Raw genomic sequence first — 21,976 nt, 5'->3', positions numbered from 1 at the left:
AACCACAGGGTTTGGTTGTTGAGACACGCTGTGGCCACAGCCTTCGCGCTAACGCAGGACTGTGGTTGGGTCCCGGCTCGCGCTCCGCTTGGCCGGGACGACGGTGAAATTACCCCTTCACGATCCGTCGGCAATGCTCCCATGCCGCGTGGATCAGATTCTCGCTCGCCTCGGGCGTGCGGAAGGCGGAGTGCGCCGACAGCGTCACGTTCGGGATCTTGGTCAGCGGATGATCCTTCGGCAGCGGCTCGATGTTGTAGACGTCGAGGCCGGCGTGGCGGATGTGGCCGGAGTTGAGCGCGTCGATCATCGCCTGCTCGTCGACGATGGCGCCGCGGGCGGTGTTGATCAGCACCACGCCCTTTTTCATCCTGGCGATCTTGTCGCGCGTGATCAGGCCGCGGGTCTCGTCGTTCAGCAACAGATGGATCGAGACCACGTCGCTGTTCGCGAGCACCGTGTCGAGCTCGGTGAATTCGACGCCCGGATGGCTCTTGGGCGACCGGTTCCAGGCGATCACCTTCATGCCGCTGCCGAGCGCGATGCGGGCGACCTCGGCGGCGATGCCGCCGAAGCCGACCAGGCCGAGCGTCTTGCCGGTGAGCTGCATGCCGTCCTCGCGCAGCCAGTTGCCGGCGCGCATCTCGCGGTCCATCTGCGCGATCACCCGCGCCGACGACCACATCAGCGCGATCGCGGACTCCGCGACCGCGGTGTCGCCATAGCCCTTGATCAGGTGCACGGAGATGCCGAGCTCGGCGAGCTCCTCCGGGTTCATGTAGCTGCGCGCGCCGGTGCCGAGGAACACGACGTGCTTCAGGCCGGCGCACTTCTTGGCGACATCGGTCGGCAACGCGGTGTGATCGACCACCGCGATCTCGGCGCCGTCGAGCACTGCCGGATAATCCTCGGACTTGATGTCCGGGTTGCGGTTGATCCGCATTTTGGGATCGCCCGGCTTTTCCAATCGCTCCGTGATGACAGCGAGCGATTCATTGGCGTCGACAAACACTGCGCGCACGAAAGCCTCCATCCGATGAGGAGAAATGATGTTCAGGACGCGACGCCGGCGAGCGCCAGCACCGTATGCAACAGGACGTTGGCGCCGGCAGCGCAATCGGGCTGCGTGGCATCTTCCAGCTCGTTGTGGCTGATGCCGTCCTTGCAGGGCACGAACACCATCGCCGCCGGCATCACCGTGTTGAGGTTGCAGGCGTCGTGGCCGGCGCCGGAGGTGATGCGGCGATGCGAGTAGCCGAGCTGCTTGGCCGCGTTCTCGACCGCGTCGACCAGCTTGGGGTCGAAATGCGTCGGCGCCTTGCGCCAGACCAGGTCAAGCTGGACCTCGACTTTCCGCCGCGCTGCGATCTCGGCAACAGCCGTGCGCAGGTCGCGATCGAGCGCATCCATGATCCCTGCATCGGCGCTGCGGCAATCCACGGTGAAGGCGATTTCGCCGGGGATGACGTTGCGCGAGGGTGCGGCGATCACGGCCTCGCCGATGGTGCCGACCGCCTTCGGGCCATGCTTCTTCGCAATGCTTTCCATCGCCAGCACGATCTCCGACAGCGTTGCCAGCGCATCGCGGCGCAGCGGCATCGGGGTCGATCCGGCATGGCTTTCGAAGCCTGTGATCTTGCCGTCGTACCACAGCACGCCCTGGCCGGAATCGACCACGCCGATGGTCTTGCCCTCGGCCTCCAGGATCGGACCCTGCTCGATATGCAGTTCGACGAAGCCTGAGAACTTCTGGCGGCCGACCGGGGCATCGCCGCGATAGCCGATCGAATCCAGCGCCTGCGCCACGGTGACGCCTTCGGCGTCCTTGCGCGACAAGATGTCGTCGGTGGTGAAATCGCCGACATAAGCGGCGGAGGCCATCATCGCCGGCGCAAAGCGCGAGCCTTCTTCATTGGTCCAGTTGCAGATGCAGATCGGCAGTTCGGTCTCGATGCCGGCATCGTTGAGCGTGCGCACCAGTTCGAGCCCGGCCAGTGTGCCGAGGATGCCGTCATATTTGCCGCCGGTCGGCTGGGTGTCGAGATGCGAGCCGACGCCGATCGGCGGCTTCGACATGTCCCGTCCTTTCCGCAACCCGAACATCGAGCCGAGCGCATCGACCTGCACCTCGAGGCCGGCGTCCTCGCACGCCTTGCGGAACCAGTCGCGCACCTGTTTGTCCTCGGCGCTCAGCGTCAGCCGCCGCACGCCACCCTTCTGGGTTGCGCCGTACTTTGCGGTTTCGTGGATGCTGCCCCAGAGGCGGGCGGAATCGATCTGCAGGTTGGTTGCGGCTCGGCTCATGCTGACATTCCATTTTGTATTCGGTCATTCCGGGATGGTCCGAAGGACCAGACCGCAGGTGCGCAATTGCGCACCGGGGAATCTCGAGATTCCGGGTTCGATGCTGGCGCATCGCCCCGGAATGACAGTTCATCTCCGGTAATCGTTCAATGACGCGCCGTTCTCGCGTCGTCAACCACCACGCTCGCCTGTGCGATCTGCCTGGCGAGATTGGCGACACGCTCGATGGCGACCGCATCGGGCGAGGCGAGCCAGCTCGCGGTGAAGGTGAGGGGCGGCAGCTTGAGGTCGGTATCGAGCAATTGCAAGCGCCCGTCGGCCAGCTCGTTCTCGACGATCGCCGACGGGATCACCGCGATGCCAAGTCCCTCATTGGCCATGTGGATCACGGTTGCGAGCGACGTCGAGGCGTGCAGCCGGATCGGCGGCAGATCGGGTGCATTGAACAATGCGCGCACGGTCTCATAGGGCTGCGTCTTGCGCGGAAAGGTGATGATCGGAAATCGCGCCAGATCCTGCCGCGCCACCGGGCCTTCGCCGAGGCCGAGCTGCGGGCTCGCCAGGAAGCCGATCGGGTAATCGCACAGCACATGGTTGTGGGCGCCGGAGGCCGAGATCGGCCCGAGCACGAAGGCGAGCTCGATCTCCTGCGCCAGCAGCCGTTGCGTCAGATTGGGCGTGATGTCGACCTCGATCTCGAGCGACAGGTTCGGGTAGATCTCGTTGACGCTCTTAACCAGTCGCGGCAGCCAGGTGTGCACGATGGTCTCCGCGACACCGAGCCGCAGTGCCCCGCGCATCGCCGAGCGGTCGCCGACTTCGGCCATCATCTCCGAGCGCAGGCCGATCAGCTTCTCGGCATAGATCATCATCAGCCGCCCGCTCGGCGTCGGCGAGGCGACCCGGTGGTCGCGGTTCAGCAGCTTGACGCCCATCTCGCGCTCGAGCTGGGCAATGCGCTGGGAGATCGCCGGCTGGGTGGTGTTGAGCCGCTGGGCGGCGCCGCGGAAGCTGCCGAGCTTGACGACCCAGAGAAATGTTTCGATCGAGCGGAAGTCCGTCATTGGAAGCATTCTCCCGATCGATAAATTTGGTTTATCGATTTTGATTAGAAAGGACTATTAGACATTATATCACGCTTGGTGTTGGTTTGTCCTTGTCGAGATTATGGGCAGGAGAATCCCATGACTGTTTTTGCGGCAGTGCAGCGATCTCAGGGGGAACAGGTGCTGGCGAGCGTTGAAGCGCGCCGCGCCTGTCGTGACGGCATGGCCTCGGCCACGACCGCCGGCCTCGCCAACGGTTTCGTCCAAGGCAATCTCGCGATCCTGCCGGAGAAACTCGCCGGCGCCTTCCACCGGTTCTGCCAGCTCAATCCGAAACCGTGCCCGATCATCGGCATGTCCGACGTCGGCGATCCGCGGATTCCCGCGCTCGGCCTCGATCTCGACATCCGCACCGATGTGCCGCGTTACCGGGTCTGGCGCGACGGCGAGGTGGCCGACGAGCCGACCGACATCACCAAATACTGGCGCGACGATCTCGTCACCTTCGTGCTCGGCTGCTCCTACTCGTTCGAGGAGGCGCTGCTCGATGACGGGCTGCCGATCCGTCACATCGAACGCAACCTGCGTGTGCCAATGTACCGGACCAACATCGCGTGCAGCCCGTCGGGGCCGTTCGCGGGACCCATGGTGGTGTCGATGCGCCCGTTCAAGCCGGCGGATGCGATCCGCGCGGTGCAGATTACCTCGCGCTTCCCGTCGGTGCATGGCGCGCCGGTCCATCTCGGCCATCCGCACGCGATCGGCATCAAGGATATCGCCAAGCCCGACTATGGCGATCCGGTACCGGTCGCCGATGACGAGATCCCGGTGTTCTGGGCCTGCGGCGTGACGCCGCAATCGGTGATCGCAAGTGCGAAGCTGCCGTTCGCGATCACGCATGCGCCGGGCCTGATGCTGGTGACCGACCTCCGGAACAAGCAGCTCGCTGTGCTCTGAATAGGCAATTCGTGCAATTCATTGAGGCTTTACTGCGCGCTACAAGCGTCACATCGATAAGAACAAAGCTGAAGGGGAAATTTCGATGACGATCTCTCGCCGTAACGTATTGCTGGGTGCCACTGCCGCCGCCGCGCTCGGTCCGATGGCCGCGCGCGCGCAGACGAGTGAAGTGGCAATCGGCGTGATCTATCCGCTGTCCGGCTCCAGCGCCGCGATCGGCGTCGACGCGCAGCATGCCTTCAACACTGCGGCCGACATCATCAACAAGAATTACGATTTCGCGCTGCCGCTCGCCAAGGGCGAGGGCCTGTCCGGCCTCGGCGGTGCGAAAGTCAAGCTGGTGTTCGCCGACCACCAGGCCGACCCGCAGAAGGGCCGCGCCGAGACCGAGCGCCTGATCACCCAGGAGAAGGTCTGCGCCGTCGTCGGCACCTATCAGAGCGCGGTTGCCGTCACCGTCAGCCAGACCTGCGAGCGCTACGGCGTGCCGTTCATCTCGGCCGACAATTCCTCGCCGAGCCTGCATCGCCGTGGCCTGAAATACTATTTCCGCGCCTCGCCGCATGACGAGATGTTCTCGACCGCGATGTTCGACTTCTTCGATGCGATGAAGAAGAAGGGCCAGAAGATCGAGACGCTGGCGCTGTTCCACGAGGACACCATCTTCGGCACCGATTCGGCGAATGCCCAGATCAAGCTCGCCGGCGAGCGCGGCTACAAGATCGTCAGCGACATCAAGTATCGCGCTAACTCGCCGTCGCTGACCGCCGAGGTGCAGCAGCTCAAGGCGGCGAATGCCGACGTGCTGATGCCGTCGAGCTACACCACCGACGCGATCCTGCTGGTCAAGACCATGGCGGAGCTCGGCTACAAGCCGAAGAACATCATGGCGCAGGATGCCGGCTTCTCGGAAAAGGCGACCTATGACGCGGTCGGCGACAAGCTCGAGGGCGTGATCTCGCGCGGCAGCTTCTCGCTCGACCTAGCACAGAAGCGGCCGATGGTCGGCCTGATCAACGAGATGTATCGCGCCAAGTCCGGCAAGGACTTCAACGACTATTCGTCGCGCCAGTTCATGGGCCTGATCGTGATGGCGGACGCCATCAACCGCGCCAAGTCGACCGATGGCGAAAAAATCCGCGAGGCATTGGTCGCCACCGACATGCCGGGCGATGTGACCATCATGCCGTGGCGGCGCGTCAAGTTCGACGAGATGGGGCAGAACAACTTCGCCGATCCGGTGCTGTTGCAATACAGCGCGAAGAATTTCGTGACGATCTTCCCCGAACAGGCCGCCGTTTCCGAGGCGATCTGGCCGATGAACAGCTGATCGGTCGGGCGACAGAGCCTTCCGTTCCGATTGAATCGGAACGGAGCTCTGGATTGTTGTTTTGACGCGTTTTCCATTTGCGAGCCGGCATCCGCTTCGCTCGAACGCGCTCTAGAGGGGGCAGACGGCGGTGACAGCCGAGACCATTATCCAGAGTTTGGCGAGCGGCCTGTTGATGGGGCTGCTCTACGGACTGATCGCCGCAGGCCTCGCATTGATCTTCGGATTGATGGACGTCGTGAACTTCGCGCACGGCGAATTCCTGATGATCGCGATGTACGTGACATTCTTCCTGTTCGCGTTCTTCGCGATCGATCCCTTGCTCGCGGCGCCGCTGGTCGCCGCGGCGCTGTTCGTGTTCGGCGCGGTGGTCTATCTGTTGATCGTCCGCTTCGCGATGCGGGCCAAGGCCAATGCCGGCATGGTGCAGATCTTCTCGACCTTCGGCCTTGCGATCGTGATGCGGGGCCTCGCCCAGTTCTTCTTCACGCCCGACTACCGCAGCGTCACCAACTCCTGGGTCGGCGGCAAGACGGTGTCGATCGCCGGCATCTATCTGCCGGAGCCGCAGCTGATCGGCGCGCTGCTCTCGATCGCAGCCTTCGTCGCGCTCTACTTCTTCATCAATCGCACCGATTTCGGCCGTGCGCTGGAGGCGACGCGTGAGGACGCCGGTGCGGTGGCGCTGGTCGGCATCGACAAGAACCGGGTGTTCGCGCTCGGCTGGGGCCTCGGCGCGGCGCTGGTCGGACTTGCCGGCGCCATCATGGCGATCTTCTTCTACGTCTACCCCGATGTCGGCGCGTCCTTTGCCCTGATCGCCTACGTCACCGTGGCGCTCGGCGGCTTCGGCAGCGTGTTCGGCGCCTTTGCCGGCGGCATCATCGTCGGCCTGGTGGAGGCCACCACCGCGCTGATCCTGCCGCCGTCGCTGAAATCGGTCGGTATCTATGCCGTCTATCTCCTGGTCGTCTTCATCCGCCCGCGTGGCCTGTTCGGATCGATGTGATGGACACCCACTTCGCCCAACGCCGCAGGCGTGACCTGATCGTCGCTGGTTGCCTGGCGGTGATCGCCGCCCTGGTGCCGCTGTTCGTCAAGGACGTCTATGTCCAGAACATCATGGTGCTGACCTTGATGTATGCGGCGCTGTCGCAGAGCTGGAACATCCTGTCCGGCTATTGCGGGCAGATCTCGCTCGGCCATGCGCTGTATTTCGGGCTCGGGGCCTACACAACCGCGCTGTTGTTCACCAAGTTCGGCGTGCTGCCGTGGTTCGGCATGCTGGCGGGCGGGGCGATCTCCGCGGTGATCGCGATGGCGCTCGGCTATCCCTGCTTCCGCCTGCGCGGGCATTACTTCGTGATCGCGACCATCGTGATCGCCGAGATCGCGCTGCTTCTGATCCAGAACTGGGACTGGGCGGGCGCGGCGCTCGGCATCGATATCCCGGTGCGCGGCGACAGCTGGCTGAAATTCCAGTTCGCACGCTCCAAGCTGCCGTACTTCTATTTCGCGCTGGCGCTGGCCTGCATCGCCTGGCTCGTCACCTGGTGGCTGGAAGATTCCAAATGGGGCTATTGGTGGCGCGCGGTGAAAGACAATCCCGATGCCGCCGAAAGCCTCGGCGTGGTCGTGTTCAACTCCAAGATGGGCGCGGCGGCGGTCTCGGCGTTCTTGGTCGCGGTGGGCGGCAGCTTCTACGCCCAGTTCGTGTCCTATATCGATCCTGAGAGCGTGATGGGTTTCCAGTTCTCGCTCTTGATGGCGCTGCCCGCGGTGCTCGGCGGCGTCGGCACGCTGTGGGGCCCGGTACTTGGCGCGGTGATCCTGATCCCGCTCACCGAGTTGACGCGCTCCTTCATCGGCGGCTCCGGTCGCGGCGTCGACCTCATCGTCTACGGCACGCTGATCGTCGTGATCTCGCTGGCGCTGCCGCGCGGTCTGGTCAGCGTGTTCTCGTGGCGCAAGGAGGCTGCGCGATGACGGCGCTGCTTGAAACCCCGCTCTTGGAAACCCGAGGCGTCTGGCAACGCTTCGGCGGCCTCGTCGCCAACAGCGACGTCTCGATCTCGGTCGGGCGCGGCGAGATCGTCGGCCTGATCGGCCCGAACGGCGCCGGCAAATCGACGCTGTTCAATCTGATCGCGGGCGTGCTGCCGCCGACCCAGGGCTCGATTATCTTCGACGGCGAGGACGTCACGCGGCTGCCGGCAGCCGAGCGCTGCCAGCGCGGCGTCGGGCGTACCTTCCAGGTGGTCAAGAGTTTCGAGACCATGACGGTGATCGACAACGTCATCGTCGGCGCACTGATCCGCAACACCAAGATGCGCATCGCGCGGCAGAAGGCTTACGAGGTGCTGGAGTTCTGTGGCCTTGCCGCGCGCGCCGACAAGCTCGCCGCCGATCTTGTCCCGTCGGAGAAGCGCCGGCTCGAGGTCGCGCGTGCGCTGGCGACGGAGCCGAAGCTGCTGCTGCTCGACGAAGTCCTGACCGGGTTAACGCCTGTCGAGGCGCAGACCGGCGTCGAGTTGGTGCGCAAGGTGCGCGCCACCGGCGTCACCGTGCTGATGGTCGAGCATGTGATGGAAATCGTGATGCCGCTGGTCGACCGCGCCATTGTGCTCAATCTCGGCAAGGTGCTGGTCGAGGGCAAGCCGACCGAAGTCGTCCGCAATCCGGAAGTCATTTCTGCCTATCTCGGGGATCGTCATGCTGTCGGTGCGTGAAGTCACCACCGCCTATCAGGGCCTGGTCGCGATCTCCTCGGTGTCGATCGACGTCACCAAGGGCGAGATCGTCTGCGTCGCCGGCGCCAACGGCGCTGGCAAGTCGACATTGCTGAAATCGATCGCCGGCGCCGAGCGCCCGCGTTCGGGCAGCGTCACCTTTGATGACAAGCGGATTGACGGCCAGCCGCAACACGTCATCACGGCCGGCGGCATCGCCTTCGTGCCGGAGAACCGCCGGCTGTTTCCGCGGCTCTCGGTGCGCGACAATCTGCGTCTGGGCAGTTACCTCTATCGCAGCAAGTCCGACCGCGATGCGCCGCTCGATCTGGTATTCAACTTGTTCCCGCGACTGGGCGAGCGGCTCGAGCAGCGTGCCGAGACGTTGTCCGGCGGCGAGCAGCAGATGCTCGCGATCGGCCGCGCGCTGATGACGCGGCCGCGCCTCTTGATGCTCGACGAACCGTCACAGGGCATCATGCCGAAACTCGTCGACGAGATCTTCCAGGCCGTGAAGCGGATCCGCGACGCCGGCATGACGGTCCTGATCGTCGAGCAGCGCATGGCCGAGTGCCTCGAAATCGCCGATCGCGCCTACATCCTGCAAACCGGCCGCGTGCTGATGCAGGGCACCGCGGCCGAGATCAGCGGCAATCCCGACGTGCGCAAAGCGTATCTTGGGCTGTAGCGGCAAGTATCTCCGCGCACGCAATCGTCATCCTGAGGTGCGAGCGGAGCGAGCCTCGAAGGATGGCCGCGGGCGAGTGTGCGGCCCATCCTTCGAGGCTCGCCCCGCGGCGCAAGCGCGCCGCCGAGCTCGCACCTCAGGATGACGGCGGTATGTGTGGCGCGCGACATATCGCGGCGCTCATGCGGGCTGTGAATCCAGCCAGGCAGCCTACTTGCTCTCGTCGATCTTTTCGACCTTTGCCGCGAGGTCCGGCACGCGGCTCACGCGATAGGTCGCGTTGCTGCATGTGAGCGTCCAGGCCTCGTTGTCGGGCTTCGAGAGCTTGTCGTCCCTTTCGGCCTTGAGTGGCTTGTCGCAGGGATAGCCCTGCGCGCGCAGCTGGGTTGCCAGCATGCCCTGCAAGGTCTCTTCGGTCCGTGCGGCCGATCCCGCCAGCCCGACGACGAACGGAACTGCGAATGCCAAGCCTGTGAACCTCATCATGACTGTCTTCCGCATATCGATCCTCCGCTTGATCTAATGAGAGTGATCCGGCAGCACGAGCCCGAACGTCCTGGTCAAATCCGCCACCTGTTCGGGCGAGAGATAGCGCGGGTTCAGCCCGCGCAGCAGCAGATAGAGTTTGGCGGTCTCTTCCAGCTCCTCGGTCGCAAACACCGCCGCTTCCAGCGTGTCGCCCGACACCACCGGCCCATGATTGGCGAGCAGCACTGACGAATATTTGCCGGCCAGCCCCTTGATCGCGTCGGCAACGGCAGGGTCGCCGGGGCGATAATAGGGCACCAGGGCGGTCTGGCCGCACTTCATCACATAATATGCCGTCATCGCCGGCAGCGCGGCGCGGGGATCGATTTCGGGCAGCATCGAGAGCGCGACTGAATGGGTCGAGTGCAGGTGCACCACGGCGCCGGCGCTGCTGCGCGTCTGGTAGAGCGCCGTGTGCAGCGGCACTTCCTTGGTCGGGGCATCGCCTGAGATCAGCCGGCCATTGCCGTCAAGCCGCGACATTTTCGCCGGATCGAGGAAGCCGAGCGAGGCGTTGGTCGGCGTCACCAGCCAGCCGCCGTCATCGAGTCGGACGCTGATATTGCCCGAGGAGCCCGGCGTCAGCCCGCGCTCGAACAGCGAGCGGCCGAACCGGCAGATATCCTCACGAAGCTTTGTCTCGCTCATCCGGTTTCGCTCTCGGCGTCTTCTTTGGCGCTATCCGTTTTCAGCTTTGTCTCATGCTTTGGCAGCACGGCCAAGCCGTGATAGGCAAGCAGCAACGAGCAAGATCGGGAAGGTTGAAGGCTGGTTTTCCGAAAACGCTCAAACAACTAAAAATGTTCAGGGATCGCCGCATGTCCAGTTCCGCAACACCACACGTCGCCGTCATCGGGCTGGGCTCGATGGGATATGGCATGGCGACCTCGCTCAGGCGCGCCGGCTTCACTGTGACCGGCTGCGACGTTTCGGCCGATGCCGTCGCACGCTTCGTGGTCGACGGCGGCAAGGGCGCGAAAACGCCGGCCGAGGCCTCACGGAGCGCGGATATCGTCGTCAGCGTCGTCGTCAATGCGGCGCAGACCGAAGACATCCTGTTCGGCAAGGACGGCGTCGCCGAGACCCTGGCCAAGGACGCGGTTTTCATTTCCTCGGCGACCATGGATCCCGATATCGCGCGACGCCTCGCAAAACAGCTCGAGGCGACCGGCCGGCATTATCTCGACGCGCCGATTTCCGGCGGCGCGCAACGCGCGGCGCAGGGCGAGCTGACGATTTTGGCTTCCGGCAGCGCGGCGGCGTTCGCGAAGGCGCGGCCGGCGCTGGATGCGATGGCGGCAAAACTCTACGAACTCGGCGATGCGGCAGGGCAGGGCGCCGCGTTCAAGATGATCAATCAGCTGCTGGCCGGCGTGCACATCGCGGCCGCCTCAGAGGCGATCGCGTTTGCCGCCAAGCAGGGCCTCGACATCAAGAAGGTCTATGAGGTGATCACGGCCTCCGCCGGCAATTCCTGGATGTTCGAGAACCGCATGCCGCATGTGCTCGACGGCGATTATGCGCCCCGCAGCGCGGTGGAGATTTTCGTCAAGGACCTCGGCATCATCCAGGACATGGCGCGCAATGCGCGCTTCCCGGTGCCGGTCTCGGCCGCAGCGTTGCAGATGTTCCTGATGACGTCGGCGGCCGGCATGGGCCGCGACGACGATGCATCGGTGGCGCGGATGTATGCGCAGGTCACCGGCACCAAGCTTCCCGGCGCGAAATAAGAGGATCCCGCCATGCCCCGCTTTGCCGCCAATCTCACCATGATGTTCAACGAGGTCCCGTTCCTCGACCGCTTCGAGGCGGCGGCGAAGGCGGGCTTCACCGCGGTCGAATTCCTGTTTCCCTACGACCATCCGGCAGCGGAGGTCGGCAAGCGGCTGAAGGGCGCCGGGCTGACGCAGGCGCTGTTCAATCTGCCGCCGGGCGACTGGAACGCCGGCGAGAAGGGGTTCGCTGCGTTGCCGGATCGTTTCGCCGATTTGCAGGCGAGCCTGAAGACCGCGCTGCCCTATGTGGATGCGACCGGCGTCAAGCGGGTGCATCTGATGGCCGGGATCGCCGACCGCCGCGATGCCAAAGCGGTGGCAGCGTTTCGCAAATCGGTCGCGCATGCCGCCGAGTTCTTCGCGCCGCACGGGCTTGACGTCGTGATCGAGCCGATCAATCCGCGCAACGTGCCCGGCTATTTCCTCAACGACTTCATCTTCGCGCGCGACGTGATCAACGAACTCGGGATTCCGAACCTCAAGCTGCAGTTCGACATCTATCACTGCCAGATCATCCATGGCGACGTCACGATGCGGCTGCGCGAGATGATGCCTGTGATCGGCCACATCCAGATCGCCTCGATCCCCTCGCGTAACGAGCCTGACGGCGAGGAGCTGAACTATCCGTTCCTGTTCGGCGAGCTCGACCGGCTCGGCTATGGCGGCTTCGTCGGCTGCGAATACAATCCGCGCGGCAGGACCACCGAGGGTCTTGCCTGGTTCAAGCCTTATGCCGGGGTGAAGCCGTGACATCAGCTGCGAAACTGTCGCTTGGCTGTATCGCCGACGACTATACCGGCGCCTCCGACCTCGCAAACACGCTGACCCGCGCCGGCCTGCGCACGGTGCAGACCATCGGCGTGCCGGCTGACGATCTTGCGCTCCCCGACGTCGATGCCGTCGTGGTGTCGCTGAAGAGCCGCTCGATCGAGGCGAGCTTGGCCGTGACGCGCTCGCGCGCGGCGGAGACCTGGCTGCGCGGCCGCGGCGCTTCTCACATCCTGTTCAAGATCTGCTCGACCTTCGATTCCACCGATGCCGGCAATATCGGTCCGGTGATGGACGCGCTGCGCGCGGACTCCAAAGACAGCATCGTGCTGGTGACGCCGGCGTTCCCGGAAACCGGCCGCACCGTCTATCAGGGCAATCTGTTCGTCGGCCCAGTGCCGCTGAACGAGAGTCCGCTGAAGGACCACCCGCTCAACCCGATGCATGATTCCAATCTGGTCCGGGTGCTCGCGCGCCAGAGCAAGACCAGGGTTGGCCTGGTCGATCTCGCGACACTCGCCCGCGGCGCCGATGCCGTTCGGGCGAAGCTCGCCGACCTCGTGAGTAGCGGCGTCGGCGCCGCCATCATCGACGCGGTGTTCGATCGCGATCTCGAGACCATCGGGCAGGTGGCGCTGGATCACCGTCTCTCGGTCGGTGCCTCCGGCATAGGGCTTGGATTGGCGCGGGCGCTGGTCGCCGCGAGCAAGGCCAAATCGGCTGCCGTGAGTGCTGTGACCAGCGTTGCGATCGGCGGGCCGGCCGCCTGCCTCGCCGGCAGTTGCTCACAGGCAACCTTGCGCCAGATCGCCAGCGCCGAGAAGGTGATGCCGGTCCTGCACCTCGACCCCGAGCGGGTGATCGCCGGCAGGGACGAGGCGCAGCGCGCGCTCGCCTGGGCCAAAGAGCGGCTCGGCACGGGTCCAATCCTGATCGCCAGCAGTTCGACTCCGGAGGAGGTGGCTGCTCTGCAATCCCGTCATGGCCGCGATGCAGCCGGACATGCGATCGAGCAGGCAATGGCCGACCTCGCCGAGGGTCTGGTGCGGTCGGGTGTGCACAGGCTGGTGGTCGCGGGTGGTGAAACGTCGGGCGCCGTCGTCGATCGCCTGGGTATTCCGGGATTCCTGGTCGGTGTGGAAATCGCTGCTGGTGTGCCGGTTCTGCGCGCGGTCGGCGCGGGAAAAGGCGAAATGGTGCTTGCCTTGAAATCAGGCAATTTCGGCGGGCCGGAGTTCTTCTCGGATGCACTGGCATTGATGCCTTGATGCGGCTGTCGCGCATCATGTCACCGACGTGACAGGGCATCTCCGTAGTTCAACGGGGAGCCAAATTAACCCTACTTAAGGAGCGGGGCTGGCTTTGATATCTGCGGCGCACCGCCGCGCCATCAGTCTTTTTTCCGCACGAACGGGCCTCGCGAGCCCGGCACCCAAGAGACCCCACAATGTTCGCAAAATTCTCGATCCGCGCCAAGATCATTGCCGCGGTTGCGTTCCTGCTTGTCGCGCTGACGGGCATGGGCCTGCTCGCCGTATGGAACATGCGGGCGATCAATACCAGCACGGTCGACATCACGACCAACTGGTTGCCCAGCGTGCGCGTGCTCGGCGAGCTGCGCGCCGGGGTCATCACCTATCGCAACGTGATCCGCGAGCACATGCTCTCGGAAACGCTCGAGGAGAAGCTGGCCGCCGAAAAGACGCTCGCCAGCGTCGTCGAGATGAACACCAAGGCCCGCGCCAAATACGAGCCGATGATTACCTCCCCGGAGGAGCGGGTGCTGTACCAGCAGTGGTCGGAAACCTGGGACAAGTACCGCAAGGGCACCGAAGAGGTGATGGCGATCTCGCGCAAGGAAGCCGGCAAGCTTCCGCATGAAGCGCACGAGCTCAACACCAAGGTCGTGAACAAGATCGGTCTCGAGGCGGATGAGATCCTGAACAAGGACATCGAGCTCAACAACGTCGGTGCCGACAAGGCCGCGCAGGAAGCCGCCAGCAATTACGGCTCGGCGCTGATGATGGTGGCCGCGATCCTCGGCATTGCGATCCTGATCAGTGTCGGCGTCAGCCTCTACACGGTTCGCGACATTTCGGCCGGCATCGCCTCGATCGTGAGCCCGATGCAGGCGCTGGGTCGCGGCGACCTGACTGCGCAGGTGCCGCACCAGGGCGAGAAGACCGAGATCGGCGCCATGGCCGATGCGCTGCAGGTGTTCAAGGAAGCTCTGGTCGCCAAGAAGGCGGCTGATGAAGCCGCGGCGGCCGACGCCGAGGCCAAGATCGAGCGCGGCCGTCGGGTCGATACCATCACCCGCAATTTCGAGCAGATGATCGGCGAGATCGTGCAGACCGTGTCGTCGGCCTCGACCCAGCTTGAAGCTTCCGCTAGCACGCTGTCGTCGACCGCCAGGCGTTCGCAGGAACTCACCACTTCGGTTGCTGCTGCGTCCGAAGAGGCCTCGACCAACGTCCAGTCGGTGGCGTCGGCGACCGAAGAGCTGTCGTCGTCGGTGACCGAGATCAGCCGTCAGGTGCAGGAGTCGGCGCGGATGGCCGGCGACGCCGTCGGCCAGGCGCGCACCACCAACGATCGCGTCAGCGAGCTGTCGAAGGCGGCCGCGCGCATCGGCGATGTCGTCGAACTGATCAACACGATTGCCGGCCAGACCAATCTGCTGGCGCTGAACGCCACCATCGAGGCGGCGCGCGCCGGTGAAGCCGGCCGCGGCTTCGCGGTCGTGGCTTCCGAGGTGAAGGCCCTTGCCGAGCAGACCGCCAAGGCGACCGGCGAGATCGGCCAGCAGATCGCCGGCATCCAGACCGCGACCCAGGAGTCGGTCGGTGCGATCAAGGAGATCTCGTCGACCATCGAGAAGCTGTCGGAGATCTCGTCCACCATTGCCGCCGCGGTCGAGGAGCAGGGCGCGGCGACGCAGGAGATTTCCCGCAACGTGCAGCAGGCGGCGCAGGGCACCCAGCAGGTCTCGGCCAACATCACCGACGTGCAGCACGGCGCCAACGAAACCGGCTCGGCTTCGAGCCAGGTACTGTCGGCAGCACAGTCGCTCTCGGGTGACAGCAACCGCCTCAAGCTCGAAGTCGGCAAGTTCCTCGAGGCCGTCCGCGCGGCCTGACGCCGGCCGAATCTCTGACCATCGAACAATGCCCGGTCGACAGGCCGGGCATTTTTTTGCGTGGATGCGCCGCTCGGTAGTTCCACGGAAGGCATGATTAACGAACCGTAGTTCCGCGCGCGGTAACTTGTTGCGGCGCGAAGCGACCACCCGCACAGAATCGCGAAATTCAATCCAAACGAGGCAACGGATGATGTTCCTGGCGAGATTCCGCATTCTTACGAAGATACTGGCGATTGTGGGCGGTCTCTCGATCATTGCCGGCATGCTCGCCTATCTCGGGATCTCCTCGCTGAAGTCGCTGAGCGAGCGCAGCGTCGTCACGGCGCGGGCCGCGGAGCGGGCATTGCTGTCGGCGCGCGCGAACCAGAACGTGCTCGCGATCAATCGCGCCGAGTTCCGCAGTGCGCTTGATCCCCGCGACGAGAACCGACTCGCGGCACGATCCCTGATCGACGAGCAGTTCAAGTCGCTCGAGGAGCGCCTCGCCACGATCAGCCAGACGCACGACCCGCAAACCATCGCGCTGCTGCCCGCCGTGCGATCGGCGCTGTCGGCCTATCAGGCCCAGCTGAAGCAGACGCTTGATGCGGTCGAGGGCGCCAAGGCCGTCGACCTGACCCATTCCGCCGAGAAGCTGCGCGATGTCGCGATGAAGAGCCGTGCGGCCGCAGAAGAGCTTCAGGCCAGAGTTCGGGCGGTCGCCGACCGTCAGGATGAGCGGGTCAGGGACAACGTGAAGGCCAACGAGCAGGAATACACGTCGACCTCGGAGCTGCTGGTCATGCTGGCCGCTTCCGGCGTCCTGCTCGGGTTGCTGTTTGGCTTCGTCGTCGGACAATACGGTGTCGCGAAGCCGATCCGTGCCGCCGTCGAGCTGTTGCAGCAGCTTGCCAACGGCCACTATGAGATCGCGGTGCACGGCACCGATCGCCGCGACGAGGTCGGCGACGTCGCCAAGACCGCGCTTGTCTTCAAGGACAACGGCCTTGCCAAGGTCCGGATGGAGCGCGAGCAGAAGGAAATGGAGGCGCGCGCCGCCGCCCAGCGCCGCACCGACATGCTTCAGCTGGCCGATGGCTTTGAGCGCGCGGTCGGCGAGATCGTCGAAACCGTCGCCTCCGCCTCGAACGAGCTCGAAGCGTCCGCGACCACACTGACCTCGACCGCCGAGCGCTCGCAGAACCTTGCGACGACCGTCGCCGCCGCTTCGGAGGAAGCCACCACCAACGTCCAGTCGGTGGCGTCGGCGACCGAGGAACTGTCATCCTCGGTCAACGAGATCAGCCGGCAGGTGCAGGAGTCCGCGCGGATGGCGGGCGATGCCGTCAGCCAGGCCCGTGCCACCAATGACCGGGTCGGGGAGCTGTCGAAGGCCGCCGCGCGGATCGGCGACGTGGTCGAGCTGATCAATACCATCGCCGGCCAGACCAATCTGCTGGCACTGAACGCGACCATCGAGGCGGCACGTGCCGGCGAGGCCGGACGTGGCTTCGCGGTGGTTGCTTCCGAGGTGAAGGCGCTCGCAGAGCAGACCGCGAAGGCGACCGGGGAGATCGGCCAGCAGGTTTCCGGCATCCAGGCCGCGACCAACGACTCTGTGAACGCGATCCGCGCCATCGGCTCGACCATCGAGCGGCTGTCGGAGATCTCGTCCGCCATTGCTGCCGCGATCGAGGAGCAGGGCGCGGCGACGCAGGAAATATCCCGAAACGTGCAGCAGGCGGCGCAGGGCACCCAGCAGGTCTCGGCCAACATTACCGATGTACAGCACGGCGCCAACGAGACCGGTTCGGCTTCGACCCAGGTGCTGTCGGCGGCACAGTCGCTCTCGGGCGACAGCAGCCGCCTCAAGCTCGAGGTCGGCAAGTTCCTCAACGCGGTCCGCGCCGCCTGATCCGGCGCCATCAGGCGGGCCGGGCTGCCGGCATGGTTCTCAGGGCAACCAACCCCAGCGTGGTGGGCCGGCCGGCTCACCACGCTTTGCATTTTCGCAGGGCAGCGATGCGTTAGCCTTCTGGCGGCGGAAACGGCGTACTCGGCCAGCTTGGTTTCGGAGCAGGGCTGTCTCTTTTGACGACAACATGAGCGCGATCGGCAGCACTGCGTCCGACACGGTTGATCGAAGCGCGCCGCTTCACCGCGCTATGCCAAGGAAGTGAAGGCGACCGTGGCTCCGCAGGTTGGCGTTTTGCCCGGCATCGGGTAAATCGGCCGCTGCGGAACGGCTTTTGCAACGTCGATTCCTCTGCCTGGGCAGGCTTCATTTCGGGAATGTTGGTTTTATGATCGCACTGGTTCGTATCGCGCTGAGCCGGCCATATACTTTTGTTGTGCTCGCGATCCTGCTGCTGATCATCGGACCGCTGGCGGCACTGCGCACGCCGACCGACATCTTTCCTGAAATCCGCATCCCCGTGATCGGTGTGGCCTGGCAATACACCGGCCTGCCGCCGGACCAGATGTCCGGGCGTATCACGACGCCGTTCGAGCGCACGCTGACCACGACGGTCAACGACATCGAGCACATCGTCGCCAATTCCTATAACGGCTTTGGCATCGTCAAGATCTTCTTCCAGCCCAACGTCGACATCCGCACCGCCAACGCGCAGGTCACCGCGATCTCGCAGACCCTGCTCAAGCAGTTGCCACCGGGATCGACGCCGCCGCTGATCCTGAATTACAGCGCCTCGACGGTTCCGATCATCCAGGTCGCGCTGTCCGGCGATGGCCTGACCGAGCAGAACCTCGCCGATATCGGCATCAACCAGCTGCGCACGCCGCTGGTCACCGTGCCCGGCGTCGCAATCCCGTATCCGTTCGGCGGCAAGCAGCGCCAGGTCCAGATCGACCTCAATTCGACCGCGCTGCAGGCGCGGGGGCTGTCGGGGCAGGACGTCGCCAACGCGCTCGCCGCGCAGAACCTGATCACGCCGGTCGGCACCCAGAAGATCGGCAGCTTCGAATACACCATCAATCTCAACAACTCGCCGCTCAAGATGGAAGAGCTCGGCGACCTGCCGATCAAGCAGGTCAACGGCGCGATGGTCTATGTGCGCGACGTCGCCACCGTGCGCGACGGCAACCCGCCGCAGACCAACATCGTCCATGTCGACGGCAACCGCTCGGTGTTGATGATGGTGCTGAAGGCCGGCGCGATCTCGACGCTCGATATCATCGCCGGCATCAAGCAGAAGGTGATCGAGGTCAAGGACCAGCTGCCGGACGCGCTGAAGATCGGCTTCATCGGCGACCAGTCGGTGTTCGTCCGCGGCGCGATCACCGGCGTCGCCGTCGAGGGCGTGATCGCGGCGCTCTTGACCAGCGTGATGATCCTGTTGTTCCTCGGCAGCTGGCGCTCCACCGTCATCATCGCGGTGTCGATCCCGCTGTCGGTGCTTGGCGCCATCATCATGCTGTCGGCGATCGGCGAGACGCTGAACATCATGACGCTCGGCGGCCTTGCGCTCGCGGTCGGCATCCTGGTCGACGACGCCACGGTGACGATCGAGAACATCAACTACCATCTGGAGCAGGGCAAGCCGGTCGAGCAGTCGATCCTCGACGGCGCCAACCAGATCGTGACGCCGGCCTTCGTCTCGCTGCTCTGTATCTGCATCGTGTTCGTGCCGATGTTCTTCCTGACCGGCGTCGCGCGCTTCCTGTTCGTGCCGATGGCCGAAGCTGTCATGTTCGCGATGATCTGGTCGTTCATCCTGTCGCGCACCCTGGTGCCGACGATGGCGAAATATCTCTTGCAGCCGCATGTGCATCACGAGGATGGGCCGCCGAAATCGCGCAATCCCCTGGTCTGGTTCCAGCGCGGCTTCGAGGCGGGCTTCGAGCGCGTCCGCGGCGGCTATCGCGGCCTGCTCGAGATGGCGCTCGGCCATCGCAAGGTGTTCGTCGCCGGCTTCCTCGCGGTGGTGGCGACGTCGTTCCTGCTGGTGCCGTTCCTCGGCCGCAACTTCTTCCCTGCGGTCGACGCCGGCAACATCCTGATGCATGTCCGCACCCAGGTCGGCACCCGCGTCGAGGAAACCGCCAATCAGATGGCCGATGTCCAGAAGGCGGTCCGCAAGCTGATCCCCGGCGAGATCGAGACTATGACTGACAACATCGGCATGCCGATCTCCAGCATCAACATGACCTACAACAACACCGGCGTGATAGGTCCGCAGGACGCCGACATCCAGATCAGGTTGAAGGACGGCCACAAGCCGACTGCAGAGCATGTGCGCACGCTGCGCGAGCAGCTGCCGCGGCTGTTTCCGGGCACCAGCTTCTCGTTCCTGCCGGCCGACATCGTCAGCCAGATTCTGAACTTCGGCGCGCGGCGCCGATCGACCTGCAGATCCGCGGCGCCAATATCGAGGCTAACTTCGCCTATGCCAACAGGCTGCTGGCCAAGATCAAGCGCATCCCCGGCATTGCCGACGCACGGATCCAGCAGTCGCCGAACAACCCGACCTTCAACATCGATGTCGACCGTACCCGCGCGCAATATGTCGGCCTGACCGAGCGCGACGTCACCAACTCGCTGGTCGTCAACCTCGCAGGCTCCTCGCAGGTCGCGCCGACCTACTACCTCAATCCCGATAACGGCGTGTCCTATTCGATCGTGATGCAGACGCCGCAATACCAGATCGACTCGCTGAGTGCGCTGCAGACCCTGCCGATCACCGCGACCGGCAACACACAGGCGCCGATCCTCGGCGGCATCGCCGACATCAAGCGCGCGACCTCGAGCGCGGTGGTGTCTCAATACGACATCCAGTCGCTGGTGCAGATCTACGCGACGACGCAAGGGCGCGATCTCGGCGGCGTTGCGACCGACGTGCGCCAGCTGATCGCAGACACCGCCAAGGAAGTGCCGAAGGGCTCGTCCGTGGTGCTGCTCGGCCAGGTGCAGACCATGAACTCGGCCTTCACCGGTCTGTTGTTCGGCCTGCTCGGCGCGGTCGTGCTGATCTATTTCTTGATCGTGGTGAACTTCCAGTCCTGGTCGGATCCGTTCGTGATCATCACGGCGCTGCCCGCAGCACTTGCCGGCATCGTCTGGATGCTGTTCACGACCCAGACCACGCTGTCGGTGCCGGCGCTGACCGGCGCCATCATGTGCATGGGCGTCGCGACCGCCAACAGCGTGCTCGTGATCAGTTTCGCCCGCGAGCGCTATGAGGAACTCGGCGATCCCGTCGCGGCGGCGCTGGAGGCCGGCTTCGTCCGGTTCCGCCCGGTGCTGATGACGGCGCTCGCGATGATCATCGGCATGGCGCCGATGGCGCTGGGGCTGGGCGAGGGCGGCGAGCAAAACGCTCCGCTCGGTCGGGCCGTGATCGGCGGCCTGATCTTCGCCACAACGGCGACGCTGATGTTTGTTCCCGTGGTATTCAGTATGGTACACAAGAAGCAAGGCGCCAAAGCCGCCGCCTCATCGGAGATTCCGCATGCAGCCCACTGAACAGCGCCCACCGGTGTCCGGCCGGAGATTGGGCATATTCGGCGTGGTTGCACTGGTCGGCGCGGGACTGATTGTCGGTACCGGCATCCGCGCCCGTGAGGAGCAGGACAACAGGCTCAAGGAATGGACCGACGACCAGGCCGTTCCGACCGTCGCGGTGGCGCTGCCTAACGCCAAGGCGCTGAGCCCCACGATCGATCTGCCCGGCCGGCTCGAGGCGTACTCCCGCGCGCCGATCTTCGCCCGCGTGTCTGGCTATCTCAAGACTTGGGACGCCGATATCGGCGCTCGCGTCAAAGCCGGCCAGGTGATCGCCGAGATCGAGGCGCCCGACCTCGACCAGCAGTTGCTGCAGGCGCGCGCCGATCTCGCCAGCGCCCAGGCCTCAGCCAAGCTCTCGGAGGCCACGCTGAGCCGGCGCAAGACGCTGGTTGCCTCGAACTTCGTGTCCGCGCAGGAGATCGACGAGCGCACAGCCGACCTCTCCAACAAGAACGGTGCGGTCAAGGCCGGTCAGGCCAATGTCGAGCGGCTGGAAGCGCTCGCCGGTTACAAGAAGATCACAGCGCCGTTCGATGGCGTGGTGACCTCGCGCGACACCGACGTCGGCGCGCTGATCAATGCCGGCGGCGGCTCGGGCCCGGCGATGTTCACGATCTCCGACATCACCAAGCTGCGCGTCTATGTCAACGTGCCGCAGAACTACGTTCCGGCGATCAAGATCGGCGCCAAGGCGACGCTGGTGCTGCCGGATTACCCGAACCGTACTTTCCAGGCGACGGTGGAAGCCTCTTCGCAGGCGGTCGATGTCGCCTCCGGCACCACGCGGATGCAACTCGGGCTCGACAATTCCTCCGGCGAATTGATGCCGGGCAGCTATGCCAGCGTGAAGCTGAACTTGCAGCGCGAGTCCACGCCGCTCAGCATTCCCGCCAGCGCGCTGATCTTCAACAGCAGCGGCCTGCGGGTCGCGACCGTCGGCCCTGACGACAAGGTGCTGTTCAAGACCGTGAAGATCGGCCGCGACCTCGGCAAGGAGATCGAGATCGCCTCGGGCCTTGCTCCCGACGACCGCATCATCACCGCCCCGCCGGATGGCCTCGCCGACGGCGATCATGTCCGCGTCACCGGCGCCGGCGCCAAGGGCAAGCCGACGACGGCGTCCGAGAAGCAGGATGTGAAGGGGTAGGGCGCAAGGCGCCTTCGCCTCTTACCTCGCCCCGCTTGCGGGGAGAGGTCGGATCG

17 protein-coding genes and 2 pseudogenes are annotated in these 21,976 nt (G+C 64.7%); 14 read left to right on the top strand and 5 right to left on the bottom strand.

Features of this window, described 5'->3' with window-relative positions; all coding sequences use genetic code 11:
* Nucleotides 1-109: 109 nt before the first annotated feature.
* The 3 genes from H8A95_RS31030 to H8A95_RS31020 all read right to left on the bottom strand — a co-directional run bounded on the left by H8A95_RS31030 (nt 110) and on the right by H8A95_RS31020 (nt 3,368).
* Nucleotides 110-1,021, bottom strand: coding sequence for an NAD(P)-dependent oxidoreductase (locus H8A95_RS31030; RefSeq protein WP_229186642.1), 912 nt, complete (start codon nt 1,019-1,021; stop codon nt 110-112).
* A gap of 32 nt (nt 1,022-1,053) precedes the next feature.
* Nucleotides 1,054-2,304 carry a Zn-dependent hydrolase gene (locus H8A95_RS31025; RefSeq protein WP_229186641.1) on the bottom strand — a complete coding sequence of 417 codons (1,251 nt, stop codon included), beginning with the start codon at nt 2,302-2,304 and terminating at the stop codon, nt 1,054-1,056.
* A gap of 146 nt (nt 2,305-2,450) precedes the next feature.
* Entirely contained in the window at nt 2,451-3,368 is a 918-nt protein-coding gene (locus H8A95_RS31020) for a LysR family transcriptional regulator (protein WP_229186640.1), read from the bottom strand.
* A 120-nt stretch (nt 3,369-3,488) separates the two neighbouring features.
* Here H8A95_RS31020 and H8A95_RS31015 point away from each other — a divergent pair, with 120 nt between their 5' ends.
* The 6 genes from H8A95_RS31015 to H8A95_RS30990 all read left to right on the top strand — a co-directional run bounded on the left by H8A95_RS31015 (nt 3,489) and on the right by H8A95_RS30990 (nt 9,057).
* Nucleotides 3,489-4,307 (top strand): putative hydro-lyase, encoded by an 819-nt coding sequence (locus tag H8A95_RS31015; protein ID WP_229186639.1) that lies wholly within the window; start codon nt 3,489-3,491, stop codon nt 4,305-4,307.
* Between the two features lie 85 nt (nt 4,308-4,392).
* Nucleotides 4,393-5,640: an ABC transporter substrate-binding protein gene (locus H8A95_RS31010; protein ID WP_229186638.1), complete on the top strand. Its 1,248-nt coding sequence runs from the start codon at nt 4,393-4,395 to the stop codon at nt 5,638-5,640.
* A 130-nt stretch (nt 5,641-5,770) separates the two neighbouring features.
* Nucleotides 5,771-6,649 (top strand): branched-chain amino acid ABC transporter permease, encoded by an 879-nt coding sequence (locus tag H8A95_RS31005; protein WP_338027993.1) that lies wholly within the window; start codon nt 5,771-5,773, stop codon nt 6,647-6,649.
* Nucleotides 6,649-7,626: a branched-chain amino acid ABC transporter permease gene (locus tag H8A95_RS31000; protein WP_229186637.1), complete on the top strand. Its 978-nt coding sequence runs from the start codon at nt 6,649-6,651 to the stop codon at nt 7,624-7,626. Before H8A95_RS31005 ends, H8A95_RS31000 begins: the two co-directional genes overlap by 1 nt.
* A complete protein-coding gene (locus tag H8A95_RS30995; protein WP_229186636.1) occupies nt 7,623-8,369 on the top strand; it encodes an ABC transporter ATP-binding protein in 747 nt (248 codons plus the stop codon). The genes H8A95_RS31000 and H8A95_RS30995 overlap by 4 nt, the downstream gene beginning before the upstream one ends.
* Complete coding sequence (locus H8A95_RS30990) at nt 8,353-9,057, top strand: ABC transporter ATP-binding protein (RefSeq protein WP_229186635.1); 705 nt, start codon at nt 8,353-8,355, stop codon at nt 9,055-9,057. Before H8A95_RS30995 ends, H8A95_RS30990 begins: the two co-directional genes overlap by 17 nt.
* Before the next feature lie 210 nt (nt 9,058-9,267).
* On the opposite strand, the gene H8A95_RS30985 is transcribed toward H8A95_RS30990, so the two are convergent.
* Nucleotides 9,268-9,543, bottom strand: a complete 276-nt coding sequence (locus tag H8A95_RS30985; RefSeq protein ID WP_229186634.1) for a hypothetical protein — start codon at nt 9,541-9,543, stop codon at nt 9,268-9,270.
* 33 nt (nt 9,544-9,576) lie between these two features.
* Nucleotides 9,577-10,233 (bottom strand): 3-oxo-tetronate 4-phosphate decarboxylase, encoded by a 657-nt coding sequence (gene otnC, locus H8A95_RS30980; protein WP_229186633.1) that lies wholly within the window; start codon nt 10,231-10,233, stop codon nt 9,577-9,579.
* Between the two features lie 170 nt (nt 10,234-10,403).
* On the opposite strand from otnC, the gene ltnD reads away from it, so the two are divergent.
* The 8 genes and pseudogenes from ltnD to H8A95_RS30945 all read left to right on the top strand — a co-directional run bounded on the left by ltnD (nt 10,404) and on the right by H8A95_RS30945 (nt 21,920).
* Complete coding sequence (gene ltnD / locus H8A95_RS30975; protein ID WP_229186632.1) at nt 10,404-11,315, top strand: L-threonate dehydrogenase; 912 nt, start codon at nt 10,404-10,406, stop codon at nt 11,313-11,315.
* Between the two features lie 12 nt (nt 11,316-11,327).
* The gene (gene otnI, locus H8A95_RS30970; protein WP_229186631.1) at nt 11,328-12,110 is read left to right on the top strand and encodes a 2-oxo-tetronate isomerase; all 783 of its coding nucleotides are present in this window, start codon (nt 11,328-11,330) and stop codon (nt 12,108-12,110) included.
* A complete protein-coding gene (gene otnK, locus H8A95_RS30965) occupies nt 12,107-13,396 on the top strand; it encodes a 3-oxo-tetronate kinase (RefSeq protein ID WP_229186630.1) in 1,290 nt (429 codons plus the stop codon). The genes otnI and otnK overlap by 4 nt, the downstream gene beginning before the upstream one ends.
* Before the next feature lie 179 nt (nt 13,397-13,575).
* Complete coding sequence (locus tag H8A95_RS30960; protein WP_229186629.1) at nt 13,576-15,267, top strand: methyl-accepting chemotaxis protein; 1,692 nt, start codon at nt 13,576-13,578, stop codon at nt 15,265-15,267.
* A gap of 190 nt (nt 15,268-15,457) precedes the next feature.
* The gene (locus H8A95_RS30955) at nt 15,458-17,164 is read left to right on the top strand and encodes a methyl-accepting chemotaxis protein (RefSeq protein WP_229186628.1); all 1,707 of its coding nucleotides are present in this window, start codon (nt 15,458-15,460) and stop codon (nt 17,162-17,164) included.
* 388 nt (nt 17,165-17,552) lie between these two features.
* Nucleotides 17,553-19,424 (top strand): annotated as a pseudogene (locus H8A95_RS43900) (efflux RND transporter permease subunit); the annotation flags it as partial.
* A 131-nt stretch (nt 19,425-19,555) separates the two neighbouring features.
* Nucleotides 19,556-20,731, top strand: a pseudogene (locus H8A95_RS43895) (efflux RND transporter permease subunit); the annotation flags it as partial.
* Complete coding sequence (locus tag H8A95_RS30945; RefSeq protein WP_229186627.1) at nt 20,718-21,920, top strand: efflux RND transporter periplasmic adaptor subunit; 1,203 nt, start codon at nt 20,718-20,720, stop codon at nt 21,918-21,920. The pseudogene H8A95_RS43895 and the gene H8A95_RS30945, both read left to right, overlap by 14 nt.
* The last annotated feature ends 56 nt before the right edge of the window (nt 21,921-21,976 follow it).

Source organism: Bradyrhizobium oropedii (assembly GCF_020889685.1).
GTDB classification, from domain to species: Bacteria; Pseudomonadota; Alphaproteobacteria; order Rhizobiales; family Xanthobacteraceae; genus Bradyrhizobium; species Bradyrhizobium oropedii.
This window is presented reverse-complemented; position numbering and strand designations above follow the sequence as displayed.